Genomic DNA, 25,867 nt, shown 5'->3' with positions numbered 1-25,867 from the left:
CAAATTCACGTATCAGCTTTGAAAGGCGTGTGCTCGTCGAGGAATTCATGATCGGCGGCAACGGCTTCGCGCTCGCGGCCGAGATAGTCGGCAACCGCCCGGCGCAGGCCGCGATCGGCGATCCAGTGGGCTGAGCGGGTCACAATCGGCCGATAGCCGCGCGCCAGCTTGTGGTCCCCTTGCGCGCCGGCCTCGACGCGAGGCAGGCCATGCGCGATCGCCCAGTCGACGGCCTGATGGTAGCAAACCTCGAAATGGAGGAACGGCACGTCCTCGGACGCGCCCCAATAGCGGCCGTAGAGCGCGTCGGAGCCGATCATGTTGAGCGCGCCGGCGATCGGGACGCCGTCGCGCTTGGCGACGATCAGCAGGACTCGGTCGGCCATGCGCTCGCCGAGCAGCGAGAAGAATCGGCGGTTCAGATAGGGGCGGCCCCATTTTCTGGCGCCGGTATCCATGTAGAAGTCGAAAAAGGCGTCCCAATCGCGTTCTGTGATCGCCGCCCCGGTCAGATGCTCGATCGTGATGCCGTCGGCCAGCGCCTCGCGTCGTTCGCGCCGGATCGCCTTGCGCTTGCGCGAGGCCAGCGCCTCAAGGAAATCGTCGAAGTCGCGATAGCCCTCATTGATGAAATGGAACTGCTGATCCATGCGGGCGAGGAAGCCGCTGTCGTCCAGAAGGTCGGCGTCGGTGTCATTCAGGAAGGTTGCGTGGATCGAGGATGTGCTGAGCTGGCGGCAGAGTTCGAGCAACCCGGCGGCCAGTATTTCGCGCGTGCCTGCCGGCGCATCGGCTCGTGCCAAAAGTCGCGGACCGGTCGCGGGGGTGAACGGTACGGAAACCTGCAACTTCGGATAATAGCGCCCACCGGCGCGCTCATAGGCGTCCGCCCAGCCCTGATCGAAGACGTATTCGCCCATCGAATGGGTCTTCTGGTAGCAAGGCACGATGCCGGCCGGCTTGCCGTCCGCGCCATCGAGAACGAGGTGTCTCGCTTGCCAGCCAGTCCGGCCGGTCGCGGCGCCGGACTCTTCCAGGGCGTGTAGAAAGTCGTATGAAACGAAAGGGTTATAGGCAGGCTTTTGAGATACTGATTCAAGCGGGTCGGGTGCCGACGAGGTGGCCGCTTGTCCATGAAACGCCTTCAGGAACGCGGACGGATCTTCGCCAAACGGCCGGGCGGAGGGCCAGCCTGGATTGGCGCAGGCATCCCAGTCCTGCCGATCGATTTCAGCGAGCGAGGACAGGACGCTGAGGCGCGCATCGGGGGAAGCGGTCATGAGGGGGAAACGATCTCGCTTGAGCGCATGGGCTATCCATGCATCTAAGGCGGAATGCCGCAAGCGCAAGTCGCATCTGGCCCTGTCGCCTTGCGCTTGACCGTGGGCGCTACGCCTTGTCCGGGTCAAACCCCTCGAAGGTGATCTGGTCTGTATAGAGCCTGGCCTTCGCCGCCTGCTCCGGCGCCCGCACGGTCCAGGTGATCAGCGGCATGCCACTTGCGCGTACCTTCGAGGGCGCGAAGGAGGGCAGGCCGTTCAAGTCGTAAGAGACGAAGCTGGCGCCGACCTTCGGCACGGCCGAAAGATTGCGCAGCGAAAAGCGCTGGCGCGGGGACAGGGCGCCCCAATCGTCGAGGTCGGTATAGCGGTCCGCGACGATGCCGCGCGGCATCGTCGGCAACAGCCATTGCATGACCTGCATCGAATCCGGATCGAATGACATGATCACCGCCGGTCCCTCATAGGCAGCGAGGATCGGGACGACGGCCGATTCCAATCGGCGGTTGCCGTCCCAGTTGCTTTTCAACTCGATCACCAGCGGAACCTTGCCGGCGACGGTTTCCAGCAGTTCCGCCAGCGTCGGCACATGGTCGTTGCCCGCCTTGAAAGCGGCTGCCTTCAGCGCGGCAACAGTAAAGGCGTCGACTCGTCCCGTTGCCTGAAGCAGGCGATCGACCGTGTCGTCATGGAACACGACGACGGCGCCATCGGCGGTCAGCTGCAGATCCACCTCAATCGCGAAATTGTGGTCGATCGCGGCGCGGACGGCCGAAAGCGTGTTCTCCATCCGGCCGCTTTTCGCGTCGTGATAGGCGCGGTGGGCGATCGGGCGTGCGGTGAGCCATGCGGGGGCGGCGGCGGGCGCGTGTCTGGTCATGATCGATCAGGCGATCTCGAGGATGGCTTCGACTTCGACGCCAACGCCGAAGGGAAGGGCTGCGACGCCGACGGCCGAGCGGGCATGGCGACCCTTGTCGCCGAAGACCTCGACCATGAGATCGGAGGCGCCATTGACCACTTGCGGGTGATCGCCGAATTCGGGGTCGCAATTCACGAAGCCGACCAGCTTGACGACGCGGCCGACCCGGTCGAGGTCGCCAAGTGCCAGCTTGGCCTGGGCGAGGATGTTGATGGCACACAGGCGGGCAGCGGCGCGGCCGTCATCCACGCTCAGTTCGCGCCCGAGCTTGCCGACATATTCGAGGCCGTTTGCGCCCTTCGGGATCTGCCCGGAGATATAGAGGAAGCCCTGGCTTTCGACGGCCGGTACGTAGTTGGCGACCGGTGCCACCGCTGCGGGCAACACGATTCCGAGAGCTTCGAGGCGGCTTTCGATCTGGCTCGTCATAGGGTTCTCCCAAGGCGTTGTGTCGTTCTTTCCCGGTTTCGCTTGATTCCGGGCCAACCGCAAGCGCGACGCGTGCCTGCGCTTCGCTATCGTGCACGCGGTGGTGCATGGACGTTTTGCCGTTTTGCTGATTGAAATGCGGTCTATGTCAGCCCTATGTCGGCTGACGATTATGGGAGCGAGCATGAAGTCCGTATCTATGGGTGCCGGTAGCACAGGGTTGGCGCTGGCCGCAGTTGCCGCGTCCCTGCTGGGAATGACGGGGGCTGCCATTGCCCTCTCGCCCGGACCTGCGAAGCTCCCGTTTGCGACGCATCAGGCGGTGTACGACCTGCGGCTCGATACAGGCGGCAAGTCGTCCGATACGATCAGCGATGCTGAAGGTCGGATGGTCTATGACTTCTCCGGCTCTCGGTGCGACGGCTACAATACCAAGCTGCGTTTCGTAACGCGGATCAGCGATGGCGAGGGCAATTCCCGGCTGACCGACGTGGCGACTTCGACCTTCGAGGATGGTGATGGCAAGAGCTTCAGCTTTGCCACCAAGAGCTACGTCGATGGCGCGCTCGCCGAGGATTCCACGGGATCGGCGGAGCGGGAGGGCGGCAAGCTGCATGTCACGCTTGCCAAGCCGAAGACCGAGCGCTTCGACATTGCGCCGTCCTTTCAGTTCCCGAACCAGCATCTGGCGACGATCATCGAGGCGGCCACGCGTGGCGAGCGCTTCGTGCAGGTCGGATTGTTCGACGGCTCGGAGAAGGGCGAGAAGCCCTATGCGACCTCGGCCGTTATCGGCGCGCCCAATGCTGGTGCCGACGACCTCAGCGATGAAGCCACTGCCAGGCAGGCGGGTATCGCGAATATCCGGCATTGGCCGGTAACGCTCAGCTATTTCGACGAGAAGGCCACAGGCGAGCCGTCTCCCGCCTATGAACTGTCGTTCATCGTCTATGAGAATGGCGTGACCCGGCGGATGCGGCTGGACTATGGCGACTTCGCGCTGACGGGCAAGCTTGTCCGGCTCGATATGAAGCCGCTCAAGATTACCGCCAAGCGCTGCCCTTAGTCTCCTGGAGCGAACCGCCGCACGCTTCACGCGAAAAGCGCCTTAGGCGCGAACCATCAGTCCAGTCACGGCGTCAGCCAGTTCGTCGAAGTGGCCGATGACCACGTCCGGGCCGAGTTCGGTCACAGGGACGGTCGTATAGCCGAAATCGACGGCGATGACGGGGATACCGGCGGCCCTGGCGGTGTCGATGTCCGTGACGGAATCACCAATCATGATGGCGCGGCGCAGATCGCCGCCAGCGCGTCGAATCGTTTCGGTCAGGGCAAGCGGGTCTGGCTTGCGAGCGGCAAAGGTGTCGGCGCCGCAGATTGCAGCGAAACGGCTCGAAAGGCCGAGTTCGTCGAGCAGCAGGTTTGACAGGCCTTCGAGCTTGTTGGTGCAGACGGCCAGCAGCCAGCCCTCGGCGGCAAAGTGATCGAGCGCTGCCACCACGCCCTCGAACGGGCGGCTGGTATCGGCGATATGAGCTGCGTAATAGGCAATATAGGTGTCGAACAGCCGGTCGATCGTTGCCGTGTCGCGGGTGACGTTGTTGGCGGCCAGCCCCCGTTCGATCAAGGCGCGTGCGCCGTGGCCGACCATGGCGCGAGCGTCTTCATAACGGATGGGCGCCAGCCCTTCCTGCTCCAGAACGACATTGAGCGTCGCGACGAGATCGGTTGCGGTTTCGACGAGGGTGCCGTCGAGATCGAAGACGAGGATGGGGCGCATCGGGGAGGGTTCCGTCTATGGGGTTCCCGAACCTACCAAGTCTGTCGGAGGTCTGAAAGACGGGAGGATGTCGCGTGGACGTTGGCGACAGCTTCCCCCCATGCTAACAAACCGCGCCGGATCGGCGTGAACCCCATCCATTTTTGAAGAGCCCGATGATCTCCAGCGACGAACTCAAGAAGCAGGCAGCCCTTGCTGCCCTCGAAAAGGTCGAAGATGGCATGAAGCTCGGCCTCGGGTCCGGCTCGACGGCCAATCATTTCATCCGGGGCCTTGGCGCGCGCGTTCGCGACGGGCTTTCGGTTGTCGGCGTCCCTTCGTCTGAACGCACCGCGACGCTGGCCCGTGCCGAAGGCATTCCGCTGTCCACGCTGGAAGACCTGCCTCGTCTCGATCTGACGATCGATGGCGCCGACGAGCTCGACAGCCGGCTGCGGCTGATCAAGGGCGGCGGCGGCGCGTTGCTGCGTGAAAAAATCGTGGCGGCTGCCTCCGGCCAGATGATCGTGATCGCCGATGGCTCCAAGCTGGTCGAGACGCTGGGCGCGTTTCCGCTCCCGGTCGAAGTCAATCATTTCGGCATCGGGGCCACGACGGCGGCCATCGCCGACGCGGCTCTGCGGCTGGAGATGCCTGTCACGCTGACGCGACGTCTCGCCGCCCACGGCTCTGCCTTCGTGACCGATGGTGGTAACGCTATCATCGATGCATCTTTTGGCCGTATTCGAGATCCAGAAGCCTTGAGTCTTGCCCTTGCCGCGATTCCGGGGGTCGTGGAACACGGTCTCTTTATCGGACTTGCATCTGCCGCCGTCATCGCTCGGCCGGAAGGCATAAGCTGGTTGGTGGCTTAACAACATTTCGCCCATCGGGAGTTTCTCCATGACCTTCATCCGCAAATCCATCGGCGCTGCCGTGCTGGCCGCCGGCCTTGCAATTGGCACGGCCGGTTTCGCCCAGGCACAGGAAGTGACCGATGCGCATGTCGCAGCGGCGCTTGAGGCCGTTCACGCGGCCAAGACTTCGCGTGGCTTCGACAATCTGCTGCCGCTGCTGTCGCAGCAGACGCAGAACAAGCTGATCCGCCTGCGTCCCGACCAGCACCAGCAGATCGCCGAAGTGGTCGACGCCCAGGCGCTCGAGCTCGTCGCTCGCCGCAAGGACCTCGACAACGACGTCGCCCGCATCTGGGCCAAGCACTTCTCCGAAGAAGAGCTGACGGCAATCTCGACCTTTTACCGCAGCCCGGCCGGCGCCAAGCTCGCCGAAATCGGCCCGAAGGTCGTCGGCGAGACGCTGCAGTCGGTCAAGGGCTGGTCGGATCGCGTCGGCGAGGAGCTGTTCGAAAAGTCCCGCGAAGGTCTGAAGAAGAAGGGGATCGAATTCTAGACGGATCGATCCATCTCATGACCCAGTTCGACGTCGATCTCTTCATCATCGGTGCCGGCTCCGGCGGCGTTCGCGCCGGCCGGATTGCTGCCGGCTATGGTGCCAGCGTCATGGTCGCGGAGGAATACCGCGTCGGCGGTACCTGCGTGATCCGGGGCTGCGTGCCCAAGAAGCTGTTCGTCTATGCTTCGCGCTTTGCCGAGGAGTTTGAGGACGCCGTCGGATTTGGCTGGACGCCGGGGGAGGCGACCTTCGATTGGTCGCGCCTCGTGGCCGCCAAGGACACGGAAATCGATCGTCTGAATGGCATCTACATCCGCAATCTGGAGCGTTCCGGCGCGAAGCTGGTGCAGAGCCGTGCGGTGATCGTCGATCCCCATACGGTGCGGCTGGTGGCGGAAGATCGCCTTGTCACGGCGAAGTACATTCTCGTGGCGACGGGGGCGACGCCGTATATCGAGCCGGATCTTGCAGGCCGCGAACTCGCGATCTCCTCCAATGAGGCGTTCCACCTGGAGCGGTTGCCGAAGCAGATCGTCGTGGTTGGCGGCGGCTTCATCGCTGTCGAATTCGCTGGCATCTTCAATGGCCTCGGCGTCGAGACGACGCTGGTCCATCGCGGCGATGCGCTTTTGCGTGGTTTCGATGCCGATCTGCGGCGAACGCTGCGCGAAGAGATCGAGAAGAAGGGCATCCGTGTCCTGACCGGCGACACGCTGGCCTCGATCGAAAAGACGGCGGATGGCCTTCTGGCCCGAACCCGCAATGGCGAGGTGCTCCCGGCTGGCGAGGTCATGATCGCCACCGGCCGGGTTCCGAACACGCAGGGGCTCGGGCTTGAAAACGCCGGAGTGCAGCTCGACGGCGCCAAGGCCGTGATCGTCGATGAGTTCTCGCAGTCCAACGTGCCGTCGATCTATGCGGTCGGTGACGTTACGAATCGAGTCAATCTGACACCGGTTGCCATTCGCGAGGGCCACGCCTTCGCCGATACGGTGTTTGGCGGCAAGCGCATCTCCGTCGATCACCTTGGCATTCCGAAGGCTGTATTCTCGCAGCCCGAGATCGGATCGGTCGGCTTGACCGAGGAAGAAGCGCTGGCCGAGTTCGCTGCGGTCGATGTTTATCAGACCAGCTTCCGCCCCATGAAGCACACGCTTTCGGGCCGCAACGAGAAGACGCTGATGAAGCTTCTGGTCGATGCGGACAGCGACCGCGTCGTTGGCTGCCACATCCTCGGACCCGATGCGGGCGAGATGGTGCAGATCGTCGCCATCACGCTCAAGATGCGCGCGACCAAGGCTGATTTCGACTCGACCATGGCGCTGCATCCGACCGCCGCCGAAGAACTCGTCACCATGCGCGAGCCGAGCGTCCGCCACCGCCGCAACGGCTGAGGCTTTACTTTCAACAAGCACCGAGCCCTCGCCCGCATCCGGGAGAGGGCTTTTTCGACTGTGCGAGCAGGAACAGGCGGAGGTAAGCGGGCCTTCCTTTCTCCAGAATTCGAGAGCAAGAATCGGATCGTCGGCCGCGCTGGTTCGCGCTAGCGGACGCAGGCCGCAATGAGTGGCGGACGAAGGTCGCAGTCGGGGAATTCCGAGAATGAAGTCGACGCTTTTCTTGCCCGCAGGCTTTCGTCCGGAATACCCGCTCGCCTATCACGGTCGCGACAAGCTCAGCGTCAGCGAGCGGGTCGAGGGTCGGACGATCACCAAGATTCTGCTGATCGACGGGACCGCGCATCGTCTCGACATCGATCTTGCCGACTGTGATCATCCAAACCAGCCCGTCGCGCTCCTTCGGATTGATCACAATTCCTTCGCGCCGGAAGCAGCCCTGGCCATCGCTGCGCGTATGCTTGGCCTTGCCAGCGACCCGGTCGGCTTTGAGGCGCTGGTGGCGCCGCGTGCAGACAACACCCGTATCGTCGGCGCGCGCAGTGGGATGCGCATTCCCTTGACCGCCGATGTCTGGGATGCCGTCTGCTGGGCGGTGATCGGCCAGCAGATCAACCTCACTTTCGCCGCTGCGCTTCGGCGCGCGATGATCGAGCGGGCGGGTGTGCGCCACGCGGAGAGCGGCCTCTATGCTCATCCGGATCCGGCGCGCGTCGCGGCGCTTGAAATGGAAGATCTGACCGCGCTGCGTTTTTCACGCTCCAAGGCCAGCTATCTCATCGGTGTCGCGCGTCTCGTCACCGAAGGCGCGCTTTCGCTCGATGCGCTGGCGCAGGGATCCCCCGCCGAGGCAGAGACGGCGCTGGTCGCCGTGCGCGGCATAGGCACCTGGACAGCGCGCTACATCCTCCTGCGCGGCTTCGGCTTTCCGGATATGGCGCCGATCGGCGATTCCGGCCTCGCTACCGCATTGCAGCGGCTGCATGGTCTCTCAGAGCGGCCCGACATCAAGGCGCAGGAGGCCTCGATGCTGGCTTTCGCCCCGCATCGAAGCCTCGCTACCACCCATCTCTGGGCTAGCCTCGCCGACTAACCGGCAGGCGCGAAATCCAGGAAGCCGACAACGGTCGCGAGCTTGCCCGACTCGATGGTGGCGAAATCGGTGCCGCCGGCGAGGGAAGGGCCGCCGTCGGGGCCAAGCTCCCACGAGAAGCGGACGCGATCTTCATAGCCATCGACCTTGCCGACCTGCTTGAAGCGGAGCCCGGCAAAGCGTTCCTGGACGGCCATCAGCATCTGGTCGATGCCGCCATGGCCTTCGGTCTTCATCATCGGATCGGCATAGGTCGCTGCTTCCGTGAAGGTTGAGGCGATCAGGGCGCGGCGCTTGGCGGCGTCGGTCTCATTCCAGCTGGCGATATAGGCTTCGACGAGAGCTGTGGTGTTGGTCATGGTCTGTCTCCGTGGTTTTCGTTGCTGACAGCCCGGAGATTTGCCGCCGCGGGACATGAAGTCGATTACCTCCGAGGTAATTGGATCGCGTTCATCTCTTCGCTAATTTCGGGGCATGGAAACGAATCCACGCCCGATCGGCGACCACATCCGCGACTGGCGGCAACGCCGTCGCATGAGCCAGATGGACCTTGCCGGCGACGCCGAGATGTCGACCCGGCATCTGAGCTTCATCGAGACGGGACGTTCGCGGCCGAGCCGCGACATGGTGCTGAAGCTCGCAGCCGAACTGGAGGTTCCGCTGCGCGAGCAGAACGTCATGCTGGTCGCTGCCGGTTATGCGCCGGTTTACCGCGAGCGCAAACTCGACGATGCGGGCTTCGCCGCCGCGCGCCGCGCCGTCGAGCGGATCATCCAGGGGCACGAGCCATATCCGGCGCTGGCCGTCGATCGCCATTGGAATCTCGTCGCCGCCAACGCGGCCGTGATGCGCCTCGTCGAGGGCGTCGATGCGAGCTTGCTGGAGCCGCCGGTCAATGTGTTGCGGCTGGCACTGCATCCGGCCGGGCTGGCGCCGCGAACATTGAACCTGGCCGAATGGCGATCGCATCTGCTGACACGCCTGGCGCACGAGATCGACATGACGGGTGACGCGATCCTCACCGATCTTCTGGATGAACTCCGTGCCTATCCATCCGGTGCCACGGGCCGGCCGGCAGCGAAGGACGATCTCGGCGGCATCGCCGTGCCATTTCGGGTGCGACTTGGCGAGGAAACGCTCTCCTTCATTTCGGCGACGACGGTGTTTGGCACGCCGGTGGATGTGACCCTGTCGGAGTTGGCGATCGAATCTTTCTTTCCGGCCGATGACGACACCGCCGAGACCTTGCGTCGTCTGGCAGTCGCGTCATGATGCGCGTCTGATCGGGGATGGGCGATGGTGTCGGCGAGTAAAGGTCTTTCCAGGCGATTGAGGCTCCGCAATCTGGTGACGGGCCTGGTGGCCGCGTTGGCGCTTTATGGGCTGGCGGCCTATGTCGTGCTGCCCATGGCCTGGACGCATTACGAGCACCAGCCAGGCCTCGCCGACCGACCGATGGTAACGCATACCGGGCAGGGTATCCCCGGCGATCCTCTGAATGTCGGGCTTGTCGGCGGCAAGGAAGACGTTCTTCGGGCGATGCACGCAGCGGGCTGGTTTCCCGCCGATCCAATCACGCTTCGTTCCAGCATCGATATCATTGGCAGCGTCATTCTCGACCGGCCCGATCATGACGCGCCGGTTAGCCCTCTCTACTATGACGGCAGGCGCGAGGATTTTGCCTTCGAAAGGCCGGTCGGTACCAGCGCCGACACGCGGAATCACGTTCGCTTCTGGCATGTGCTCGACAGGGGCCAGGAGGGCCGACCGGTCTGGCTCGGCTCGGCCACCTTCGATCGCGGCGTCGGCCTCAGCCACGATACGGGGCAGGTGACGCATCACATCGGCCCCGACATCGACGCCGTGCGCGATGGGCTGACGGATGATCTGAAGAAGGCCGGCATGGTCGAGGCCACCTATCAAATCACCGGCATCGGCCCGACGATGAACGGTCGCAACGGCGAGGGCGACCCCTATTACACGGATGGCGAAATCTGGGTCTCCCGGCTCGTGCCGGAAGGCGTCAAATCGGCTGTCCCGCCTGAAATCCTGCCGCCGCCGGCTTTTGTCGGCTTCAAGGATCGCCTCTGGCACTGGGCGGTTTCGCTGCTTTAGGGCGGCGCAAAGCACCACGCCTCACCCGTAGCCTCGCTGGAAGTGAGCGTGTATAACGCACCACCTTTCAAGGCCTGATGAGCTTCGTCACGCGCGCAGGAAGCGCGAAGACTGGCGAGGGTGTGGAGTGACGACGATGAAGACGAGTTGGAAGCCGGATAGCTGGCGGTCGATGCCCATCCAGCAGGTTCCGGACTATCAGGATGCAGCCGCGCTTTCCGCGGTCGAGGGACGGCTCTCGAACTATCCGCCGCTTGTCTTCGCTGGCGAAGCGCGCAAGCTCAGGAAGAGCCTGGCCGCCGTCTCGCGTGGCGAGAGCTTCCTGTTGCAGGGTGGCGATTGCGCCGAGAGCTTCATGGAGCATCACCCCGACAACATCCGCGATTTCTTCCGCGTCTTCCTGCAGATGGCGGTCGTGCTGACCTTCGCCGGCTCCATGCCGGTGGTAAAGGTCGGACGCATTGCCGGCCAGTTTGCCAAGCCCCGCTCCGCGCCGACCGAGACGATCAATGGCGTCGAGCTGCCGAGCTACCGCGGCGACAACATCAACGGCATCGAATTCACGCCCGAGGCGCGTATTCCCGATCCGCGCCGGATCGAGGATTCCTATCGCCAGTCGGCAGCCACGCTCAACCTGCTGCGTGCCTTCGCGCAGGGCGGCTACGCCAATCTCGAGCACGTGCACCAGTGGATGCTTGGCTTCGTCAAGGATAGCCCGCAGGGTCATCACTATCAGGAAGTCGCGGTCCGGATCTCCGAGTCGATGGCGTTCATGCGCGCTTGCGGCGTCGATCCCGACACCACGCCGTCGCTCCGCTCGACCGATTTCTTCACCTCGCATGAGGCGCTGCTGCTCGGCTACGAGCAGGCGATGACCCGCGTCGATTCGACGACGGGCGATTGGTACGCCACGTCCGGCCACATGCTCTGGATCGGCGACCGCACCCGCCAGGCCGATCATGCGCATGTCGAATACATGCGCGGCGTGAAAAATCCGATTGGCCTGAAGTGCGGCCCGTCGCTGACCGGCGATGGCCTGTTGCAGCTGATCGACCTGCTGAACCCCGACAATGAGCCGGGTCGCCTGACGCTGATCTGCCGTTTCGGTGCCGACAAGGTGTTCGACCACCTGCCGCAGCTGATCCGCGCCGTTGAGAAGGAAGGGCGCTCCGTCGTCTGGTCCTGCGACCCGATGCACGGCAACACGATCAAGGCCTCGAGCGGTTACAAGACGCGTCCGTTCGACCTGATCCTGCGCGAAGTGAAGAACTTCTTCGACGTTCATCAGGCCGAGGGCACGATCCCGGGCGGTATTCATATCGAGATGACCGGCAAGAACGTCACCGAATGCACCGGCGGCGCCCGCGCGATCAGCGACGAGGATCTGTCGGACCGCTACCACACGCATTGCGACCCGCGCCTCAATGCCGATCAGGCGCTGGAACTGGCCTTCCTCGTCGCCGAGCTGTTGAAGTCGAGCCGTCAGGGCGTGACCCAGCAGCGCGCCGTCGCGGGTCTCTGAGGCGAATGGTGGCAGGCGGGGAAACTCATTCCGGCGCCTGCCTCTGCGGGGCGGTTACCTATTCGGTGGCTGGCCCGCTGGCGCCGGTTGTCGGCTGCCATTGCCGGATGTGCCGACAGCAGACGGGCCATTTCCTCGCTTCGACCTCGGTCGAGCGGGAAAATGTCGCGATCTCGGGCAGCGAGCATCTGCGCTGGTATGCGTCGTCGGAGACGGCAAGGCGCGGCTTTTGCGGGACGTGCGGTTCGGTGCTGTTCTGGGAGAGTATTGCGTCGTCCCGTATCGCGATCGCGATGGGCGGCTTCGATCTGCCGACTGGCGTCGAATGGGACAAGCATATCTTTGTCGCCGACAAGGGCGACTACTACGAGATGAATGACGGCGTTCCTGCCCACGCCAAGCGCCGTTCGACACCGCCGGTCGGGTAGGCGACATAGCGGCACGGACGATTGACGGAAACGATCCGGCGCGTGCTCAGCACGCGCCGGTTTTCGTTTTAGCGGCGTGCGGGCGCCTTGACGCGGGTCAGGTGCAGCGAGCTGACGCCGACCGCGAGATTGAGACCCGTCTGTGCCGATACCGACAACGGCTGCAGCGCAACGCTGTTCTGGCCACCGCCGACCAGCACGTTGGCGCCGAGGCCGACGCCGATGGTCGCCTGAGCCGTCGCGCCGGTGTAGCGGCCGGAGAGGTCGCCGTGACGGCGTGTCGGCTCGAATACATTCCAGACGATCACGCTGTTGCGGGTGACGCCGACATCCAGACCGACGCGTCCGATGCGGCCCGTGTAGAACTCGGTACCCCGGTTCGAGCGGAATTCACACTCGACGCTGCGACGCGAGCCGAAGATCAGGCCGACGCCGGCCGCGACGCGGCAGTTCAGCACGCCTGTCTTCACGGCAGCCTGCGCCGTGCTGGCCATCGGGAGGGCTGCCGCTACCGCGACAACGGCTGCGACGAGAGTCTTCTGCAGTGTCGACATGGTCGACCTCCTAGTAGGTGCTTGGGTTGAGTTCGCCAGAACCGACTGAACCGGCACCGTTCTACACGCGAAACGTGCGGGATGGACAGACGCTCCCCCGCAAATTTCGGTGAGGGCCGCCTGGTCAGGCTGCCAAGGGCTCCAACTCGCGCTTCCGACGGCCGATCATCAACGAGATGACCGCTGCGATGATAGCCGTAGCGCCAGCGAAGATGAAGGTATCGAGGTAGTTGCCCTGAACCGTCCGCATGTATCCCGCGAAATAGGCGGCTGAGGCCGCGCCAAGCTGGTGGCCGGCGGCGATCCAGCCGAACACGATCGGCGCCTTGCGGTCGCCAAACGCCTCGTTGGCGAGCTTCAGCGTCGGCGGCACCGTCGCAATCCAGTCGAGGCCGTAGAACATCGCGAAGATCGACAGGCTGTAGAAATTGAAATCCGTGAACGGCAGGAACATCAGCGAGATGCCACGTAGGCCGTAATAGAAGAACAGCAGCTTGCGCGGATCGTAGCGGTCGGTCAGCCAGCCGGAGCCCGTGGTGCCGAAGAGATCAAACAGCCCCATCATGGCGAGCAGGCTGGCCGCCTGAACGGCTGGCATGCCCATGTCGCCGCAAAACGCGATCATATGCGTGCCGACGAGGCCGTTGGTCGTGAAGCCGCAAATGAAGAAGGTGGCGAACAGATACCAGAAGGTCTTGGTGCGAGCCGCCTCGAACAGCGCGTTGAAGGCGTTGGCAAGTGCGTTGCCCTGCGGACCCGTCGGCGGCAGTTCGCCCTCGGGAGCGCCGTAAGGGCGCAGGCCGATATCCTGGGGCCGTTCCGGAATGAGGAAATAGGCAAGGGGGACGAGGGCTGCGGAAACGATTGCCACCGTGACGACGACCGCCTGCCAGCCACCCCACTCCACCAGCGCCGCCATCCCCGGCAGGAAGATCAAGGTTCCCGTCGCTGTGCTCGCGGTCAGAAGGCCCATCATCAGGCCGCGATTGGTGACGAACCAGCGGTTCACGACCGTGGCGCCCAGCACCATTGCGACCGAGCCGGACGCGACACCGGAAAATACGCCCCAGGTGGCGACGTACTGCCAGGGCGCGCTCATGAAGACGCTGGCGCCCGTTGAAACCGACATCAGCAGCAGGGCGCAGATCAGCGTCTTGCGGATGCCAAAGCTTTGCATCAGCGCCGCGGCGAACGGGCCCGTCAGACCGTAGAGGAGGATGCCGATGGCGGCCGCGAGCGAGATCGTCTCGCGGCTCCATCCGAAGGATGCCTCGATCGGCAGCATCATCACGCCGGGCGCAGCGCGCAATCCCGCGCCGGCGAGCAGGCAGACAAAGATGACCCCGGCGACGACAAAGGCGTAGTTCTGGCCAAAAGGCCGTCGGCGGATTATCTTCATGTTACTGACCGTTCCGTTTCAGGATGGATTATGATACGTACCGTTCAGTTACATCGTCAAGTGCGTTGGGAGAGAAAGTTTGGCAAGCGGTAGTGACCGACCAGCGGCGAAGACCGGCAAGGGTACGGATGCGCCGCCGCGCGCCGCCGACAGAATCCGCGCGACCGTGCGCGAACTCTTCTATCGCCAGGGCATCCGCGCCGTGGGAATTGAAGAGATCGTCGAGCGGGCCGGCGTAACCAAGCCCAGCCTATACCGCAATTTCGCCTCCAAGGATGAATTGGCTGCCGCCTATATGCGCGACTACGACGCGGATTTCTGGGTCCGCTTCGACGCCGCGATTGCCAAGCATCCCGGCGATCCACGCGCGCAGATCATCGGCTATCTGTCGGGCGTTGGCGAGCGCGCGCAGAGTGCCGATTATCGCGGCTGCGGCATGACCAACGCCGCCGTGGAGTTTCCAGCCAGGGACAATCCCGCACGTCTCGTCGCTGTCGAGAACAAGCGCGAATTGCGCCGTCGCCTGACTGAGTTGGCGCGGGCCATGGGCGCCCCGGAACCGGAGGCGCTGGGCGACGGGTTGTATCTTCTCGTTGAGGGGGCCTATGCCAGCGGCCAGTTATTCGGGGAGGGCGGTCCTTCGCGCTCGCTCGCAGCCGCCGCCGACCGATTGATCACCGCCAGCCTCAAGGGCTGAGGGCGGGGCCGGCATTGGTCACGCCGGTTGAACACTGCGTGCTTTCTTGTGCATCTTTTGGGTGACGGTCGCCGGGACTATTTTTCGATCAACACGCAAAGGATCGAATGATGTCCCTTCCCACCTTCTTCCTCTCGCATGGCTCGCCGATGCTGGCGTTGACGGACACGCCGGCCCACCGTTTCCTGAAGGCGTTCGCATCGACCGTTGCGCGGCCCCGCGCCGTCCTTGTTGTCTCAGCCCATTTCGAGACGGAGCGGCCGACTGTCGTTGCCGATCCCAACCCTGAGATGATCTACGATTTTCGCGGCTTTCCGAAGCCGCTCTACGAGATCGACTATCCCGCGCCGGGCGACGCGGCAGTCGCTGGCGAAGTCGCCGAACTCTTGCGCGCCGCTGGCTTGGCTGTGGATGTCGCCCCGAAACGCGGTTTCGATCATGGCACCTGGATCCCGCTGTCGCTGGTCTGGCCCGATGCCAGCGTGCCGCTCGTCCAGCTATCGATCCAGCCGCATAGCGATGCCGCCCATCATTTTGTACTTGGCCGGGCGATTGCCGCACTGCGCGAGGAGAATCTGCTGGTGATTGGCACCGGAGCGGCGACGCATAATTTGCGCGTGCTGTTTCGCAATCCGGGCGGCATGCCGGCCGTCGATGCCGCTCCGGTTGACTGGGCGCGCGAGTTCGCCGACTGGGTCGCCGATAGAGCGGCGTCTGGCGATACCGCCAGCCTGATCGATTATCGCGCCAAGGCACCGCATGCCGTGATGGCGCATCCCGAGGATGACCATTTCATGCCGTTCTTTGTTGCGCTCGGCGCGGCGGGTGAGGGCGCGAAGGGCGAGCGGATCCACAATTCCTACGAATATTCTGCGCTCTCGATGGATATGTACCGCTTCAGCTAGGGACTGGAGCGGACCGGCTCGGTGCGATTGCCGCGACGTTTTTAAGCCTGTCGTCGACTTCCCGTTGCCGCCGCTTCGGCGGCGCGGTAAAGGCAGAATATGACCCGCCCCGACACGCTCCGCATCGCCCTTGCCCAGATCAATCCGGTTGTCGGCGACATCGCCGGCAATCTTGAAAAGGCGCGCGCCGCGCGCGCGACCGCCGCGGCGGGCCGCGCCGACGTCGTCATGTTCAGCGAACTGTTTCTTTCGGCCTATCCGCCGGAAGATCTCGTGCTGAAGCCTGCCTTCCAGGACGCCTGCCGCGCCGCCTGCGAGGCGATCGCTGCCGATACCGCCGACGGTGGTCCGGCTGTGCTGATCGGCTTGCCCTGGCTGCAGGATGACAAGCTCTATAATGGCTACGCGCTTTGCGACAATGGCCGCATCGAGACGGTCCGTTTCAAGGTCGACCTGCCGAACTATGGCGTTTTCGACGAGAAGCGCGTATTTACGCCCGGGCCGCATCCGGGACCGATCGTGCTGCGCGGCGTGCGGATCGGCGTTCCGATCTGCGAGGATATCTGGGGTCCGGATCCGGTCGAGTGCATCGCGGAGACCGGTGGTGAGATCCTGCTGGTGCCGAACGGCTCTCCCTTCCGTCGCCGGATCATGGATCAGCGCTTCAACGTCGCCGTCGCCCGCGTGACTGAATCGGGCCTGCCGCTTGTCTATCTCAACCAGATGGGCGGCCAGGACGAACTCGTGTTCGACGGGGCTTCCTTCGTTCTCAACGCCGACGGTTCGCTTGCCGTACAGCTTCCGGCCTTCCGCGATGCGATCGAGATCGTCGAATTTTCGCGCGTAGGCGGAGCCTGGCGCTGCGCCGAGGGTCCGAAGGCGCGGGTGGAGGAGGGCGACGAGGCGGACTATCTCGCCTGCGTCCTCGGTCTTCGCGATTACGTCGGCAAGACTGGTTTTCCCGGGGTCGTGCTGGGCCTTTCGGGCGGCATCGACTCGGCGCTGGTAGCGGCGATCGCGGTCGATGCGCTGGGCGCCGAGCGCGTCCACTGCGTGATGCTGCCCTATCGCTACACGTCGCAGGACAGCCTCAATGATGCCAAGGCCTGCGCGGATAAACTCGGTGTGCGCTACGATATCGTCCCGATCGCCGAGCCGGTCGAGGGCTTCATGCATGCGCTGGCGCCGATGTTCGCCGGCAAGGCTGCCGACATCACCGAAGAAAACCTCCAATCGCGCGCGCGCGGCACGATCCTGATGGCGATCTCGAACAAGTTCGGCGCCATGGTGGTGACGACCGGCAACAAGTCGGAAATGTCGGTCGGCTACGCCACGCTCTATGGCGACATGAATGGCGGCTTCAATCCGATCAAGGATCTGTACAAGACGCAGGTCTTCCGGATCTCGCACTTCCGCAACAGCGTGGTGCCGGAGGGCTGCCTTGGTCCGTCCGGCGAGGTGATCCCGGAGCGGATCATCACCAAGCCGCCGACAGCGGAGCTGCGCGAGAACCAGAAGGACCAGGACTCGCTGCCGCCCTACGAGATCCTCGACGACATCCTCGAAAGCCTGGTCGAGGGCGAGATGCGGGTTGGCGACGTGATCGCGCGCGGCCATGAAGCGGCGACTGTGAAGCGGATCGAGCATCTGCTGGCGATTGCCGAGTACAAGCGCCGTCAGGCAGCCCCGGGCGTGAAGCTCAGCCGTCGCAACTTTGGCCGCGACCGCCGCTATCCCATCATCAACAAGTTCCGCGACCGCGCCTGAATTCGGCGCTTGTCGAGCCGAACCCATGCTGCGGTCGGCTGACGTCAGGCAATAAAAAAAGGCCCTCCGGTTGGAGGGCCTTTTTCATTCAGCGATGGAAGGCGGTGCGATCAGCTGCGAACCGGATCGGGGCGAGCGCCGCCCTTGGATTCATAGACAGCGACCGGATCCGGCGTGGAATTGCCGAGAACCTTGACCCGCGTGCCGATGGGCGCGCGGCTGTAGAGGTCGATGATGTCCTGGTTCATCATGCGGATGCAGCCGGACGAGAGCGACTTGCCGATCGACCAGGGCTGCGTCGTGCCGTGGATACGGTACAGCGTGTCGACCTTGCCCTGGTAGAGATAGAGCGCGCGCGCGCCGAGCGGATTGCCGGGGCCGCCGGGCATGCCGTTCGGCCACTTGGCGGCTGCCGGGTCGCGGGCCATCATCTCCTTGGGCGGGTGCCACTTCGGCCACTGCTGCTTGGCCTGGATCGTTGCATCGCCCGACCAGGCAAATCCATCGCGGCCGACGCCGACGCCGTAGCGCAGCGCACTGCCGTTCTCGAAAACGAGATAGAGGAAGTGATTGTAGGGATCGATGACGATCGTGCCCGGCTGGGCGTCGATGTCGCTCGGCAGATTCACGACCTGGCGATAAAAGCGCGGGTTGATCTTGGTCAGGTCAATGGCAGCGATGGGGAACGGCTCGTCCGTGATCGGGCCGTACATCGTTGCGAAGCCCTGGTCGATGATCGGGGCGCCGCCCCTGCCACCGGTATCGACAGCCGGGCTGCCCGGCTGCGTCGTCTGACAAGCTGCGAGCACGACCGGCAAGCCAATCATGAACGTACGGCGGCTCAGCTTTCCTACCGCCTGCGGAGGCTTCGTCTCGTTCAAAGCCGATTCCTTTTCATCGTCATCCTGGGGTGAACCCAAATAATGTCGAACGCGGGGGGTGCGTCCGTACCCGCTCGTCTAGATTGGCTCGAATCCGTCAACGCTTGGCGGCGCAATCCAATAAGATTGACAGTTGTTCTTACTGGTTGTTTTCGCATTTTACCGCAATGACAATTTCGCCACACACCCTGCCAATCCTGAGGAACGCGCGGCGGCGTTTGCGTCTCGCTGGCTCTTGTCTGAAGCGCAGATGGGCCGAAACCAAGGCAGGTTAACCATGTTTTCGCCGCCCCGCTTGTGATGCCGGAGACTGTTGCCTAAATGACGCGGGCATTCGCTCGTTGAGTTCCTGCGCTCGCCGCATGAATCGGCTATCAGGGGCGGGTCATAGTCTCGGAGCTTTCATGCGCTGGTCGCCCCAACAGGAAAATGCGCTCTCCGCCGTGTCGGAATGGCTGCGGCGAGGGGACAGTCCCGTCTTTCGCCTGTTCGGCTATGCCGGTACGGGGAAGACGACGCTTGCCCGTCACATTGCCGAGGACATTGACGGCGATGTCGCCTTCGCCGCCTTCACCGGCAAGGCAGCGCATGTGTTGCGTACCAAGGGCTGCGAAGGCGCCGGCACCATCCACAGCCTGATCTATCGGCCTCGCGCCAATGAGGACGAAGAACAGCCGGTCTTCGCGCTGAACCATGATAGCGCGGCATCGAAGGCCGACCTGATCATCATCGACGAGTGCTCGATGGTGGACGAGGACCTTGGTCGCGACCTGCTGTCCTTCGGCACGCCGGTTCTGGTTCTGGGCGACCCGGCGCAGCTGCCTCCCGTCAAGGGCGGAGGTTTCTTCACCGAGCAGGAACCTGACCAGATGCTGACGGAAGTGCATCGCCAGGCCCAGGACAATCCGATTATTCGTCTTTCCATGGCGGTGCGGGCCGGCGAACCGATCGAATATGGCGAGCATGGCGAAAGCCGGGTTATCTCGCGTCGCGATATCGATGCGGCGCAGATTCTCGCTGCCGATCAGGTTCTCGTCGGCACGAACAAGACGCGCCGCCTCTACAACCAGCGCATCCGCGAATTAAAGGGGCTTTTGAGCCCGATGCCGGCTGTCGGCGACAAGCTCGTCTGCCTGCGCAACGATAAGCAGAAGGGCCTGCTTAACGGCGGCACCTGGGTCGTGTCCGAACTCGGCGCGCCGCGCAAAAGCCTGCTGCGCCTCAGTCTGAAGCCGGAAGAAGACGCAACCGGCAAGGCGGTGAAAGTCTCCGTCCATCCGAATTTCTTCGAGAATGGCGGCGAGGATCTGCCCTATGCGCAGCGGCGCAACTCGGACGAGTTCGACTATGGCTATGCGCTCACCGTGCACAAGTCGCAGGGCTCGCAATGGGACAATCTTGTCCTGTTCGACGAAAGCTATGCCTTTCGAGAGCATCGCGACCGCTGGCTCTACACCGGCCTGACGCGCGCTGCGAAGCGGATCACCATCGTCCGATAGGTCTGGCGAGAATGATTGGGGGGGTGATGGCTCGCCTCTCAATCTGGACAACGACAGTACCTAGAGCGCTATTCGATCAAGGAACGATCAATCGTGGATCAGCCGGGATGTGCCAATCAGGCCACCGAAACGAATCTTGGAGGGCCATGCGCGCTGGGGGCTTCCAGGATAGCGCTTGTCATTCGCCACCTTTGGGAACTGTCTGATTCCATTAGCTATGACTGCACGAGCCAATATCGAATTCTTCGAGAGTTAGGTGGAAGCGATCTCGATATCCGAGTTTTCTGCGAAAGTAACAACCTGGATAGCGATTTTCCTACCGAGCCCATTTCCGCTCTCGGCGCGTGGCTCGGAGACGGCGCGGATTCCTGCGTCATCTATCACTACTGCGACGGCTGGCCGGCCTTTGACGCGGCAATTTCGAACCTTCCGGCTCGCGTCATTGTGCGCTGGCACAACAGCACCCCACCTTGGTTCTTCGCGAAGTATTCGCCCCTGCCAACCCTAAACACGATCCGCGGACTTGAGGGGGTGATCCAGATCGCGGAGCAATCGGGCGCCACCTTCTGGGCCAACTCTTCCTATTCAGCGAAGCAGTTGAGAGTGCTCGGCATTGATCCCGGTCGGGTACATGTCGTCTATCCGGTTTCCTCGTTGCTTTTCGAGGGCGTGTCGCGTCGGGCCGATCAGGAACGACGCGATGGGGATGACTCTATTCGCATCTTGTTTGTAGGGAGGATAGTTCCCCACAAGGGGCACTTGCACCTTGTCATGACGGCCGCAACCTTGCAGGCGAGGTTTGGCCGGCGGGTTCGCCTGACAATGGTTGGTCGTTCCGATAAGTCGATGGCCCGCTATGTGCAGGAGATCCAGACGCTGGCCGCCGAGCACGATGTCGATGTTCACTTGCCGGCCGAGGTCTCATACTCGGATCTGAAGAAATTATACGGTGAGAGCGATATATTTCTGTGCCTCTCGGAGCATGAGGGGTTTGGACTCCCGATTTTCGAGGCTATGCGCTCCGGTCTGCCGGTTGTCGGATTGCGCTCGACGGCTATAGGCGAGTTTCTCGCACATCACCCCCTGGCAATTTCGAGCATGGACTATGAGGCGGCGGCCGAGAACGTCCTCGCCGCGATCGATCCCACGCTGCGCGATGAAGTTGTCGAATGGCAGCAGAACAATCTGACTTCCTTCTACACGACGGGACTCGTTGCCGGGCAAGTGGCATCTGGGCTGAAGGGCAACTATTCGTTGCCCGCTCCGGCAGGAGTGCCTGATCGCGCCCTCACGAACACAATCGCACGTTTCAACTCGGCGCTTCTCGATACCCATCCTCTACGTCCGCGCCTGCAGGTTCAGCGTCCTCCGGTGGATGCGATCGATCGATATACCACGCGCTATGATATTGAGGCCTTTGGTGCCTTGGCCGCCGCAGTGCCGCGCAAGAAGCTTGCTCCGATCAAGCGGGTCAAGCGCGAGCTTGATCGTTTTGTGAAGCGGGTGGGGCTGATCGTTGCGCGGCAGGACGGCGCGCGCTAAAGCGTTCGCATGACCAGCCCCTCCGTTATCGTCCGCTTCGCGCCGTCACCGACCGGTTATCTCCATATCGGCAATGCGCGGCCTGCCTTGCTCAACTGGCTGTTCGCCCTCAAAGCGGGCGGACGCTTCATCCTGCGGCTCGACGACACTGATCGCGAGCGCTCGAAGGAAGAGTTCGCTGAGGCAATCCTGCGGGATCTCAATTGGCTCGGCATCCTGCCGCATCAGTTCGAGCGCCAGTCGCTGCGCACCGATTCCTATGACGCTGTCGTGACGCGGCTGAAGGCTTCCGGCCGTCTCTATGCCTGCTATGAGACTGCCGACGAGCTGGATCGCAAACGCAAGCGCCAGGCCGCTCGCGGCCTGCCGCCGGTCTATGACCGCGCCGGCCTCAAGCTGAGCGAAGCGGATCGCGCCAAGTTGGAAGCCGAGGGCCGCAAGCCGCATTGGCGCTTCAAGCTTGACGAGACGGTCGGCCACGTTACCTGGGATGATCTGGTCCGTGGGCCTCAGACGGTCGATATCGGCTCGCTGTCGGACCCGGTGCTGATCCGAGAGGACGGCACCTATCTCTACACCTTGCCGTCGGTCGTCGATGACGCCGATATGGGTGTGACGCACATCATCCGCGGTGACGATCACGTCACCAATACGGGCGTGCAGCTACAGTTGTTCGAGGCACTGGGCGCTCCGGTGCCGATATTCGGTCATCACAACACGTTGACCACGGCGAGCGGCGAGGGGCTCTCCAAGCGCACCGGCGCGCTGTCGCTGGGCTCGCTGCGTGAAGCTGGTTATGAGCCGATGGCGGTCAATTCGCTTGCCGTTCTCATCGGCACCTCCGTTTCGGTCGAGCCCGTCGTCGACTTGTCGACGCTGGCCGGGCTCGTCGATCTTTCCATGGTCTCCAAGGCTCCGGCCAAGTTCGACCCCGCTGATCTCGACGGGCTCAACGCCAAGCTGTTGCACGCCAAGCCCTTTACCGAAGTTGCTGACAGGCTGAAGGCGCTTGGTGTCGACGGCGGCGAGGATTTCTGGAGCGCCGTACGTGGAAATCTCGTCCTGCTGAAGGACGCCGTCGAGTGGTGGGCGGTCGTGACGGGTCCTATAGCGCAGCATATCGCGGCGGATGCTGACGAGGCTGCCTTCCTGGCGTCGGCGCGCGACGCGCTGCCGGAAGGACCCTTCGACGGACAGAGCTGGAAGGCCTGGACCGACGCGGTCAAGGCCGCTACCGGGCGCAAGGGCAGGGCGCTGTTCATGCCGTTGCGCCAGGTGCTGACCGGTCTTGAGCATGGTCCCGAGCTCGCGGCGCTGCTGCCGCTGATCGGTCGCGAGCAGGCTTTGGCCCGGCTCGATGCGGCACTCGCTGCCTGAGACGAATGAGGCCGGCAAAGCCGGCCTCAAAGATCGATCCAACAGCCTTGACAGGCGCTGTCTAGGCGAGCCCGCGTGCCAATGCCGTCGCGGCGCCTGGTGCTGCCGGAAGTTGCGGCAGCAGTAGCGCATTCAGGACGTGATAGGTGTCGGGACGGCCCGGCCAGACGGAACCGGCTTCGGTCAGGTCCGCCGCAAGCTGGTGCTTCCAGGTGCCGCGTTCCGGCTCGACGAAATACTGCGCGGCATGGTCCCAGAGCTTGCGATACCAATGCTCGTAAAGCGCGTCGCCCGTCACCGCTCCGAGCAGGGCGGCGGCAGCGATGCCTTCGCACAGCGACCAGTGCATCCGTACTTCCGTGACGACGACGCCCTCGAAATCGGTCGTGTAGACGAAGCCGTCATGGCCATCGACGGCCCAGCCGAAGGTGATGGCGTGGTTGAACAGCGCGATCGCCGCCTCGCGCAGCCAAGTCGGCGGCGTGGCTAGCGACGCTTCGACATGGATCAGCAGACGCGACCATTCCAGCCAGTGTCCGACCGTCGAGCCATAGGGGCGGAACGGGTGTGCGCGGTCATCGGTGTTGTAGTCGGGCTGCGGCTTCCATTCGGTATCGTAGTGTTCCGGCAGGAACCAGTTGTGCTCGCGCGCGGCCTTGTTGATCAGCCGGTCCGCCATGGACAGCGCCCGGTCGTACCAGACGGCGTCGCCCGACGCGTCGCCGGCGGCAAGGCAGGCCTCGACCAGATGCATGTTCGAGTTGGCGCCGCGATAGCTGTCGGTATCGGTGAAGTCGGCGGCGAAGGATTCGCGCGACATCCCGGCTTCTTCATCCCAGAAATGCTTCAGGAACACCTCCGCGGCGGCGTCGAACAGTTCGCGTCCACCGGGGCGTCCAGCCTCTGTCGCCGAAGCGCCGGCCAGCAGCACGAAGGCATGATCATAGGCGGCCTTGCGGCCGGGAATCGGGCCACCGGCCGGCTCTAGCGCCGAGTGCCAGCCGCCATTTACCTTATCGTGGAAATCGTTGGTGAGGGCAGCGATGCCGTGGTCGATCAGCGGGCCCGCCCCGGGGATGCCGCGCATATAGGCGAGGGCTGCGACGTGGGTCATGCGGCCGTTGAGATAGAGCTCGCGCGGACGCGTCAGGTCGGAGGTTCCGTCCTCGAGCAAGTAACCGAAGCCGCCGGCATCCAGGCGCGCGCCCTGCAGAAAGCCGATGAGACGGTTGGTCTGATCGTTCAGCCAGTTGCGATGCGTCGGCAGCCCGAGCCAGGGCGGCGTGGTGATATGGGTCATTTGGCGTCTGCTCCCGTTATTTCCTGGCCGGATGGCCTGCCTCACGGCAGTGCGATCGTCTTGTCGCATCTCGGTCGTTGGTTGGCGCTGCAGTGTTCGCTCCGCGCGGGCGGGCCCGATCACCGGCGCAGTGAGTTGAACACGGACTCGATCCGGCCGTCCATCGCCTGCTCCCGCAATGCGGAGCAACCGGCTGCGTTGTTATTGGGCGTAGAAGTAGGAAGGGCCGACGCGTCGGGTGACGCCGGCCCGTTGGGGGGCGACAAGGCTCGCGACCGGCGTTTCGACGCTGGCGGTGCCAAGCTGGTCGGGATTGAGGGAGCCGGCTCGATTGGCAAGCGTCTCGGGGTCCTCGCCGAGGAAGGGCGCCGATCCCGGCACGGGTGGCATGGCTTCCGTATCCGTCGCTGTCAGGGCCGCCGGTGAATAGCCGCCGGTGAACGCCTGGATCGATGTCGGGGCGCCGCAGGTGCAACTCGGATTGAAGCTCGTCCGGTAGGCGAAGGCAGTGGAAAGCGCGCTATAGGGCGTCTCGCCTGTCGTCGCTCGCGCGTCGCCGCTATCCTGGCCCGGATTGCGGTGCGCATACAGCGCCACATTCGTGCCCGGGCACATCTGCTGGCAGACTTGTTCGTCCGTCGCGAAATTGGAGCGACGCGTCATGAAGCTGATCGGGAAATAATAGCCGTCACAGGTGCGGACGCAGAGCGTGCGATAGCTGCCGCGTCCGAAGCCGCGCTCGTCCGTGTCGGTCGAGACATTGCTGCGGTCGCGATAGGCTGTGGCGGGAACGCGGGCGATCTGCTGCTGTTGCTGTTCGAAGGCGCGGTTATCCGGATTGAACAGGCGTTCGAAAAAGTTGCGCGGACGCTGCGGGGCGGCATAGGCGGCGTATTGCTGTCCGCAATTGTTCAGTGCGAGCTGCTGCAGGACGTCCGAGCGCTGGCGAGCATTGGCATTGGGATCGAAGCTGGAGGCGCTGCGGCGCTGCTCAAGCTTGTTGAGATTTGCCTGCATCCCGTTGATTTTCTTCAGGATGCCGGTGCATTCCGAGCCGGCGGATGCAGATTTGAAACCCAGGAAGCCACCCTTGCAGCCGGCGCGACGCGCCTCGGCATTGGCGGCGTTGAGGGCTGCCCGCTGCTTGTTGATGGCATTTTCCTGGCCCGCAGCCGCGCCGGCGCTGGAACCCTGGCTGCGCTGCAGGGAGGCAAGGCGGCCTTCCAGGCGGACGCAGACACTGGACGCGGCTTCAGCCATTTCGGCGCCTGCGGCGAGAATCATCGCCGCCATCAAAACTCGGGAAAACACTCTCTCGATACTCATTGATGCGGCCCTTACTCGCGCGCGCTGCGCCTGCCTGCCCACGCTGTCCTGAGGGTAAAACGCAATAGCATGGATGGGCCGGACGGTCATCCGTCCAAGGCGGCCCGTTGCTACAAAAACAACGCCAAAAACCGTGGCCCTTGGGACCGTGATGACAGATATCACGATCTTTGGTTGGTCAATGTCATCGTCTTGTGACTAGGTGGCGCGCTGGCTGCGGGTTCGCCTGCCCATCTCCACGACGAGAGACTTTTGAAATGAC

General features: G+C 63.6%; 25 protein-coding genes. 15 read left to right on the top strand and 10 right to left on the bottom strand.

The genetic code is table 11. The annotated features are described in order from the left end of the window. Window positions 1–5: 5 nt before the first annotated feature. The 3 genes from OSH12_RS12185 to OSH12_RS12175 form a co-directional block, all read right to left on the bottom strand. Complete coding sequence (locus tag OSH12_RS12185) at window positions 6–1,280, bottom strand: GNAT family N-acetyltransferase (RefSeq protein ID WP_266343815.1); 1,275 nt, start codon at window positions 1,278–1,280, stop codon at window positions 6–8. A gap of 109 nt (window positions 1,281–1,389) precedes the next feature. Further along, window positions 1,390–2,160, bottom strand: coding sequence for a glycerophosphodiester phosphodiesterase family protein (locus tag OSH12_RS12180; RefSeq protein WP_266343814.1), 771 nt, complete (start codon window positions 2,158–2,160; stop codon window positions 1,390–1,392). A gap of 6 nt (window positions 2,161–2,166) precedes the next feature. After that, the gene (locus OSH12_RS12175; RefSeq protein ID WP_266343813.1) at window positions 2,167–2,631 is read right to left on the bottom strand and encodes a RidA family protein; all 465 of its coding nucleotides are present in this window, start codon (window positions 2,629–2,631) and stop codon (window positions 2,167–2,169) included. 184 nt (window positions 2,632–2,815) lie between these two features. Here OSH12_RS12175 and OSH12_RS12170 point away from each other — a divergent pair, with 184 nt between their 5' ends. Then, window positions 2,816–3,697, top strand: coding sequence for a cell envelope integrity EipB family protein (locus OSH12_RS12170; RefSeq protein ID WP_266343812.1), 882 nt, complete (start codon window positions 2,816–2,818; stop codon window positions 3,695–3,697). A gap of 42 nt (window positions 3,698–3,739) precedes the next feature. Here OSH12_RS12170 and gph read toward each other — a convergent pair whose 3' ends face one another. Then, window positions 3,740–4,411 carry a phosphoglycolate phosphatase gene (gph, locus tag OSH12_RS12165; RefSeq protein ID WP_266343811.1) on the bottom strand — a complete coding sequence of 224 codons (672 nt, stop codon included), beginning with the start codon at window positions 4,409–4,411 and terminating at the stop codon, window positions 3,740–3,742. Window positions 4,412–4,566: 155 nt separating this feature from the next. On the opposite strand from gph, the gene rpiA reads away from it, so the two are divergent. The 4 genes from rpiA (at window position 4,567) to OSH12_RS12145 (ending at window position 8,293) form a co-directional block, all read left to right on the top strand. Next, on the top strand, window positions 4,567–5,265 hold the full coding sequence (gene rpiA, locus OSH12_RS12160) for a ribose-5-phosphate isomerase RpiA (protein ID WP_266343810.1): 699 nt from the start codon (window positions 4,567–4,569) through the stop codon (window positions 5,263–5,265). A 28-nt stretch (window positions 5,266–5,293) separates the two neighbouring features. Then, window positions 5,294–5,800, top strand: coding sequence for a DUF2059 domain-containing protein (locus tag OSH12_RS12155; protein WP_266343809.1), 507 nt, complete (start codon window positions 5,294–5,296; stop codon window positions 5,798–5,800). A gap of 17 nt (window positions 5,801–5,817) precedes the next feature. Beyond that, entirely contained in the window at window positions 5,818–7,197 is a 1,380-nt protein-coding gene (gor, locus tag OSH12_RS12150) for a glutathione-disulfide reductase (RefSeq protein WP_266343808.1), read from the top strand. 208 nt (window positions 7,198–7,405) lie between these two features. Further along, window positions 7,406–8,293 (top strand): DNA-3-methyladenine glycosylase 2, encoded by an 888-nt coding sequence (locus tag OSH12_RS12145; RefSeq protein ID WP_266343807.1) that lies wholly within the window; start codon window positions 7,406–7,408, stop codon window positions 8,291–8,293. On the opposite strand, the gene OSH12_RS12140 is transcribed toward OSH12_RS12145, so the two are convergent. Next, a complete protein-coding gene (locus tag OSH12_RS12140; protein ID WP_266343806.1) occupies window positions 8,290–8,652 on the bottom strand; it encodes a nuclear transport factor 2 family protein in 363 nt (120 codons plus the stop codon). The genes OSH12_RS12145 and OSH12_RS12140 overlap by 4 nt on opposite strands. Window positions 8,653–8,767: 115 nt before the next feature. On the opposite strand from OSH12_RS12140, the gene OSH12_RS12135 reads away from it, so the two are divergent. The 4 genes from OSH12_RS12135 (at window position 8,768) to OSH12_RS12120 (ending at window position 12,358) form a co-directional block, all read left to right on the top strand. Next, window positions 8,768–9,565: a helix-turn-helix domain-containing protein gene (locus OSH12_RS12135; RefSeq protein ID WP_266343805.1), complete on the top strand. Its 798-nt coding sequence runs from the start codon at window positions 8,768–8,770 to the stop codon at window positions 9,563–9,565. A 24-nt stretch (window positions 9,566–9,589) separates the two neighbouring features. Continuing rightward, window positions 9,590–10,408 (top strand): LssY C-terminal domain-containing protein, encoded by an 819-nt coding sequence (locus tag OSH12_RS12130; RefSeq protein WP_266343804.1) that lies wholly within the window; start codon window positions 9,590–9,592, stop codon window positions 10,406–10,408. Between the two features lie 136 nt (window positions 10,409–10,544). Beyond that, entirely contained in the window at window positions 10,545–11,930 is a 1,386-nt protein-coding gene (locus OSH12_RS12125; protein WP_266343803.1) for a class II 3-deoxy-7-phosphoheptulonate synthase, read from the top strand. Window positions 11,931–11,935: 5 nt separating this feature from the next. Next, the gene (locus OSH12_RS12120) at window positions 11,936–12,358 is read left to right on the top strand and encodes a GFA family protein (protein ID WP_266343802.1); all 423 of its coding nucleotides are present in this window, start codon (window positions 11,936–11,938) and stop codon (window positions 12,356–12,358) included. Between the two features lie 68 nt (window positions 12,359–12,426). Here OSH12_RS12120 and OSH12_RS12115 read toward each other — a convergent pair whose 3' ends face one another. Continuing rightward, the gene (locus OSH12_RS12115; RefSeq protein WP_266343801.1) at window positions 12,427–12,912 is read right to left on the bottom strand and encodes a DUF992 domain-containing protein; all 486 of its coding nucleotides are present in this window, start codon (window positions 12,910–12,912) and stop codon (window positions 12,427–12,429) included. 124 nt (window positions 12,913–13,036) lie between these two features. Further along, complete coding sequence (locus OSH12_RS12110; RefSeq protein WP_266343800.1) at window positions 13,037–14,311, bottom strand: MFS transporter; 1,275 nt, start codon at window positions 14,309–14,311, stop codon at window positions 13,037–13,039. Between the two features lie 79 nt (window positions 14,312–14,390). On the opposite strand from OSH12_RS12110, the gene OSH12_RS12105 reads away from it, so the two are divergent. The 3 genes from OSH12_RS12105 (at window position 14,391) to OSH12_RS12095 (ending at window position 17,680) form a co-directional block, all read left to right on the top strand. Further along, window positions 14,391–15,008: a TetR/AcrR family transcriptional regulator gene (locus OSH12_RS12105; protein ID WP_266343799.1), complete on the top strand. Its 618-nt coding sequence runs from the start codon at window positions 14,391–14,393 to the stop codon at window positions 15,006–15,008. Between the two features lie 107 nt (window positions 15,009–15,115). Beyond that, window positions 15,116–15,913, top strand: a complete 798-nt coding sequence (locus OSH12_RS12100) for a DODA-type extradiol aromatic ring-opening family dioxygenase (protein WP_323180646.1) — start codon at window positions 15,116–15,118, stop codon at window positions 15,911–15,913. 99 nt (window positions 15,914–16,012) lie between these two features. Then, window positions 16,013–17,680, top strand: coding sequence for an NAD+ synthase (locus OSH12_RS12095; RefSeq protein WP_266343798.1), 1,668 nt, complete (start codon window positions 16,013–16,015; stop codon window positions 17,678–17,680). A gap of 110 nt (window positions 17,681–17,790) precedes the next feature. Here OSH12_RS12095 and OSH12_RS12090 read toward each other — a convergent pair whose 3' ends face one another. Next, window positions 17,791–18,561: a L,D-transpeptidase gene (locus tag OSH12_RS12090; RefSeq protein WP_266343797.1), complete on the bottom strand. Its 771-nt coding sequence runs from the start codon at window positions 18,559–18,561 to the stop codon at window positions 17,791–17,793. 404 nt (window positions 18,562–18,965) lie between these two features. On the opposite strand from OSH12_RS12090, the gene OSH12_RS12085 reads away from it, so the two are divergent. From OSH12_RS12085 to gltX, 3 genes are all read left to right on the top strand, one after another. After that, window positions 18,966–20,060, top strand: coding sequence for an ATP-dependent DNA helicase (locus OSH12_RS12085; RefSeq protein WP_266343796.1), 1,095 nt, complete (start codon window positions 18,966–18,968; stop codon window positions 20,058–20,060). A gap of 93 nt (window positions 20,061–20,153) precedes the next feature. Beyond that, complete coding sequence (locus tag OSH12_RS12080; protein ID WP_266343795.1) at window positions 20,154–21,602, top strand: glycosyltransferase family 4 protein; 1,449 nt, start codon at window positions 20,154–20,156, stop codon at window positions 21,600–21,602. A 9-nt stretch (window positions 21,603–21,611) separates the two neighbouring features. Further along, a complete protein-coding gene (gene gltX / locus OSH12_RS12075) occupies window positions 21,612–22,979 on the top strand; it encodes a glutamate--tRNA ligase (protein ID WP_266343794.1) in 1,368 nt (455 codons plus the stop codon). A 61-nt stretch (window positions 22,980–23,040) separates the two neighbouring features. Here the strand turns inward: gltX and OSH12_RS12070 are convergent, their stop codons facing one another. Both OSH12_RS12070 and OSH12_RS12065 read right to left on the bottom strand, forming a co-directional pair. After that, window positions 23,041–24,279, bottom strand: a complete 1,239-nt coding sequence (locus OSH12_RS12070) for an AGE family epimerase/isomerase (protein WP_266343793.1) — start codon at window positions 24,277–24,279, stop codon at window positions 23,041–23,043. A gap of 201 nt (window positions 24,280–24,480) precedes the next feature. After that, on the bottom strand, window positions 24,481–25,572 hold the full coding sequence (locus tag OSH12_RS12065) for a DUF2865 domain-containing protein (RefSeq protein ID WP_266343792.1): 1,092 nt from the start codon (window positions 25,570–25,572) through the stop codon (window positions 24,481–24,483). Window positions 25,573–25,867 lie beyond the last annotated feature (295 nt).

The organism is Kaistia terrae (genome assembly GCF_026344005.1).
GTDB lineage: Bacteria > Pseudomonadota > Alphaproteobacteria > Rhizobiales > Kaistiaceae > Kaistia > Kaistia terrae.
The sequence above is the reverse complement of the archived record's forward strand: the minus strand, read 5'-3'. Positions and strand labels throughout refer to the sequence as shown.

What these genes read in the sequence shown, in the direction of transcription:
- OSH12_RS12185 (WP_266343815.1), bottom strand. Translation starts at nt 1,280, where the DNA reads ATGACCGCTTCCCCCGATGCGCGCCTCAGCGTCCTGTCCTCGCTCGCT.
- OSH12_RS12180 (WP_266343814.1), bottom strand. Translation starts at nt 2,160, where the DNA reads ATGACCAGACACGCGCCCGCCGCCGCCCCCGCATGGCTCACCGCACGC.
- OSH12_RS12175 (WP_266343813.1), bottom strand. Translation starts at nt 2,631, where the DNA reads ATGACGAGCCAGATCGAAAGCCGCCTCGAAGCTCTCGGAATCGTGTTG.
- OSH12_RS12170 (WP_266343812.1), top strand. Translation starts at nt 2,816, where the DNA reads ATGAAGTCCGTATCTATGGGTGCCGGTAGCACAGGGTTGGCGCTGGCC.
- gph (WP_266343811.1), bottom strand. Translation starts at nt 4,411, where the DNA reads ATGCGCCCCATCCTCGTCTTCGATCTCGACGGCACCCTCGTCGAAACC.
- rpiA (WP_266343810.1), top strand. Translation starts at nt 4,567, where the DNA reads ATGATCTCCAGCGACGAACTCAAGAAGCAGGCAGCCCTTGCTGCCCTC.
- OSH12_RS12155 (WP_266343809.1), top strand. Translation starts at nt 5,294, where the DNA reads ATGACCTTCATCCGCAAATCCATCGGCGCTGCCGTGCTGGCCGCCGGC.
- gor (WP_266343808.1), top strand. Translation starts at nt 5,818, where the DNA reads ATGACCCAGTTCGACGTCGATCTCTTCATCATCGGTGCCGGCTCCGGC.
- OSH12_RS12145 (WP_266343807.1), top strand. Translation starts at nt 7,406, where the DNA reads ATGAAGTCGACGCTTTTCTTGCCCGCAGGCTTTCGTCCGGAATACCCG.
- OSH12_RS12140 (WP_266343806.1), bottom strand. Translation starts at nt 8,652, where the DNA reads ATGACCAACACCACAGCTCTCGTCGAAGCCTATATCGCCAGCTGGAAT.
- OSH12_RS12135 (WP_266343805.1), top strand. Translation starts at nt 8,768, where the DNA reads ATGGAAACGAATCCACGCCCGATCGGCGACCACATCCGCGACTGGCGG.
- OSH12_RS12130 (WP_266343804.1), top strand. Translation starts at nt 9,590, where the DNA reads ATGGTGTCGGCGAGTAAAGGTCTTTCCAGGCGATTGAGGCTCCGCAAT.
- OSH12_RS12125 (WP_266343803.1), top strand. Translation starts at nt 10,545, where the DNA reads ATGAAGACGAGTTGGAAGCCGGATAGCTGGCGGTCGATGCCCATCCAG.
- OSH12_RS12120 (WP_266343802.1), top strand. Translation starts at nt 11,936, where the DNA reads ATGGTGGCAGGCGGGGAAACTCATTCCGGCGCCTGCCTCTGCGGGGCG.
- OSH12_RS12115 (WP_266343801.1), bottom strand. Translation starts at nt 12,912, where the DNA reads ATGTCGACACTGCAGAAGACTCTCGTCGCAGCCGTTGTCGCGGTAGCG.
- OSH12_RS12110 (WP_266343800.1), bottom strand. Translation starts at nt 14,311, where the DNA reads ATGAAGATAATCCGCCGACGGCCTTTTGGCCAGAACTACGCCTTTGTC.
- OSH12_RS12100 (WP_323180646.1), top strand. Translation starts at nt 15,116, where the DNA reads ATGATGTCCCTTCCCACCTTCTTCCTCTCGCATGGCTCGCCGATGCTG.
- OSH12_RS12095 (WP_266343798.1), top strand. Translation starts at nt 16,013, where the DNA reads ATGACCCGCCCCGACACGCTCCGCATCGCCCTTGCCCAGATCAATCCG.
- OSH12_RS12085 (WP_266343796.1), top strand. Translation starts at nt 18,966, where the DNA reads ATGCGCTGGTCGCCCCAACAGGAAAATGCGCTCTCCGCCGTGTCGGAA.
- gltX (WP_266343794.1), top strand. Translation starts at nt 21,612, where the DNA reads ATGACCAGCCCCTCCGTTATCGTCCGCTTCGCGCCGTCACCGACCGGT.
- OSH12_RS12070 (WP_266343793.1), bottom strand. Translation starts at nt 24,279, where the DNA reads ATGACCCATATCACCACGCCGCCCTGGCTCGGGCTGCCGACGCATCGC.
- OSH12_RS12065 (WP_266343792.1), bottom strand. Translation starts at nt 25,572, where the DNA reads ATGGCGGCGATGATTCTCGCCGCAGGCGCCGAAATGGCTGAAGCCGCG.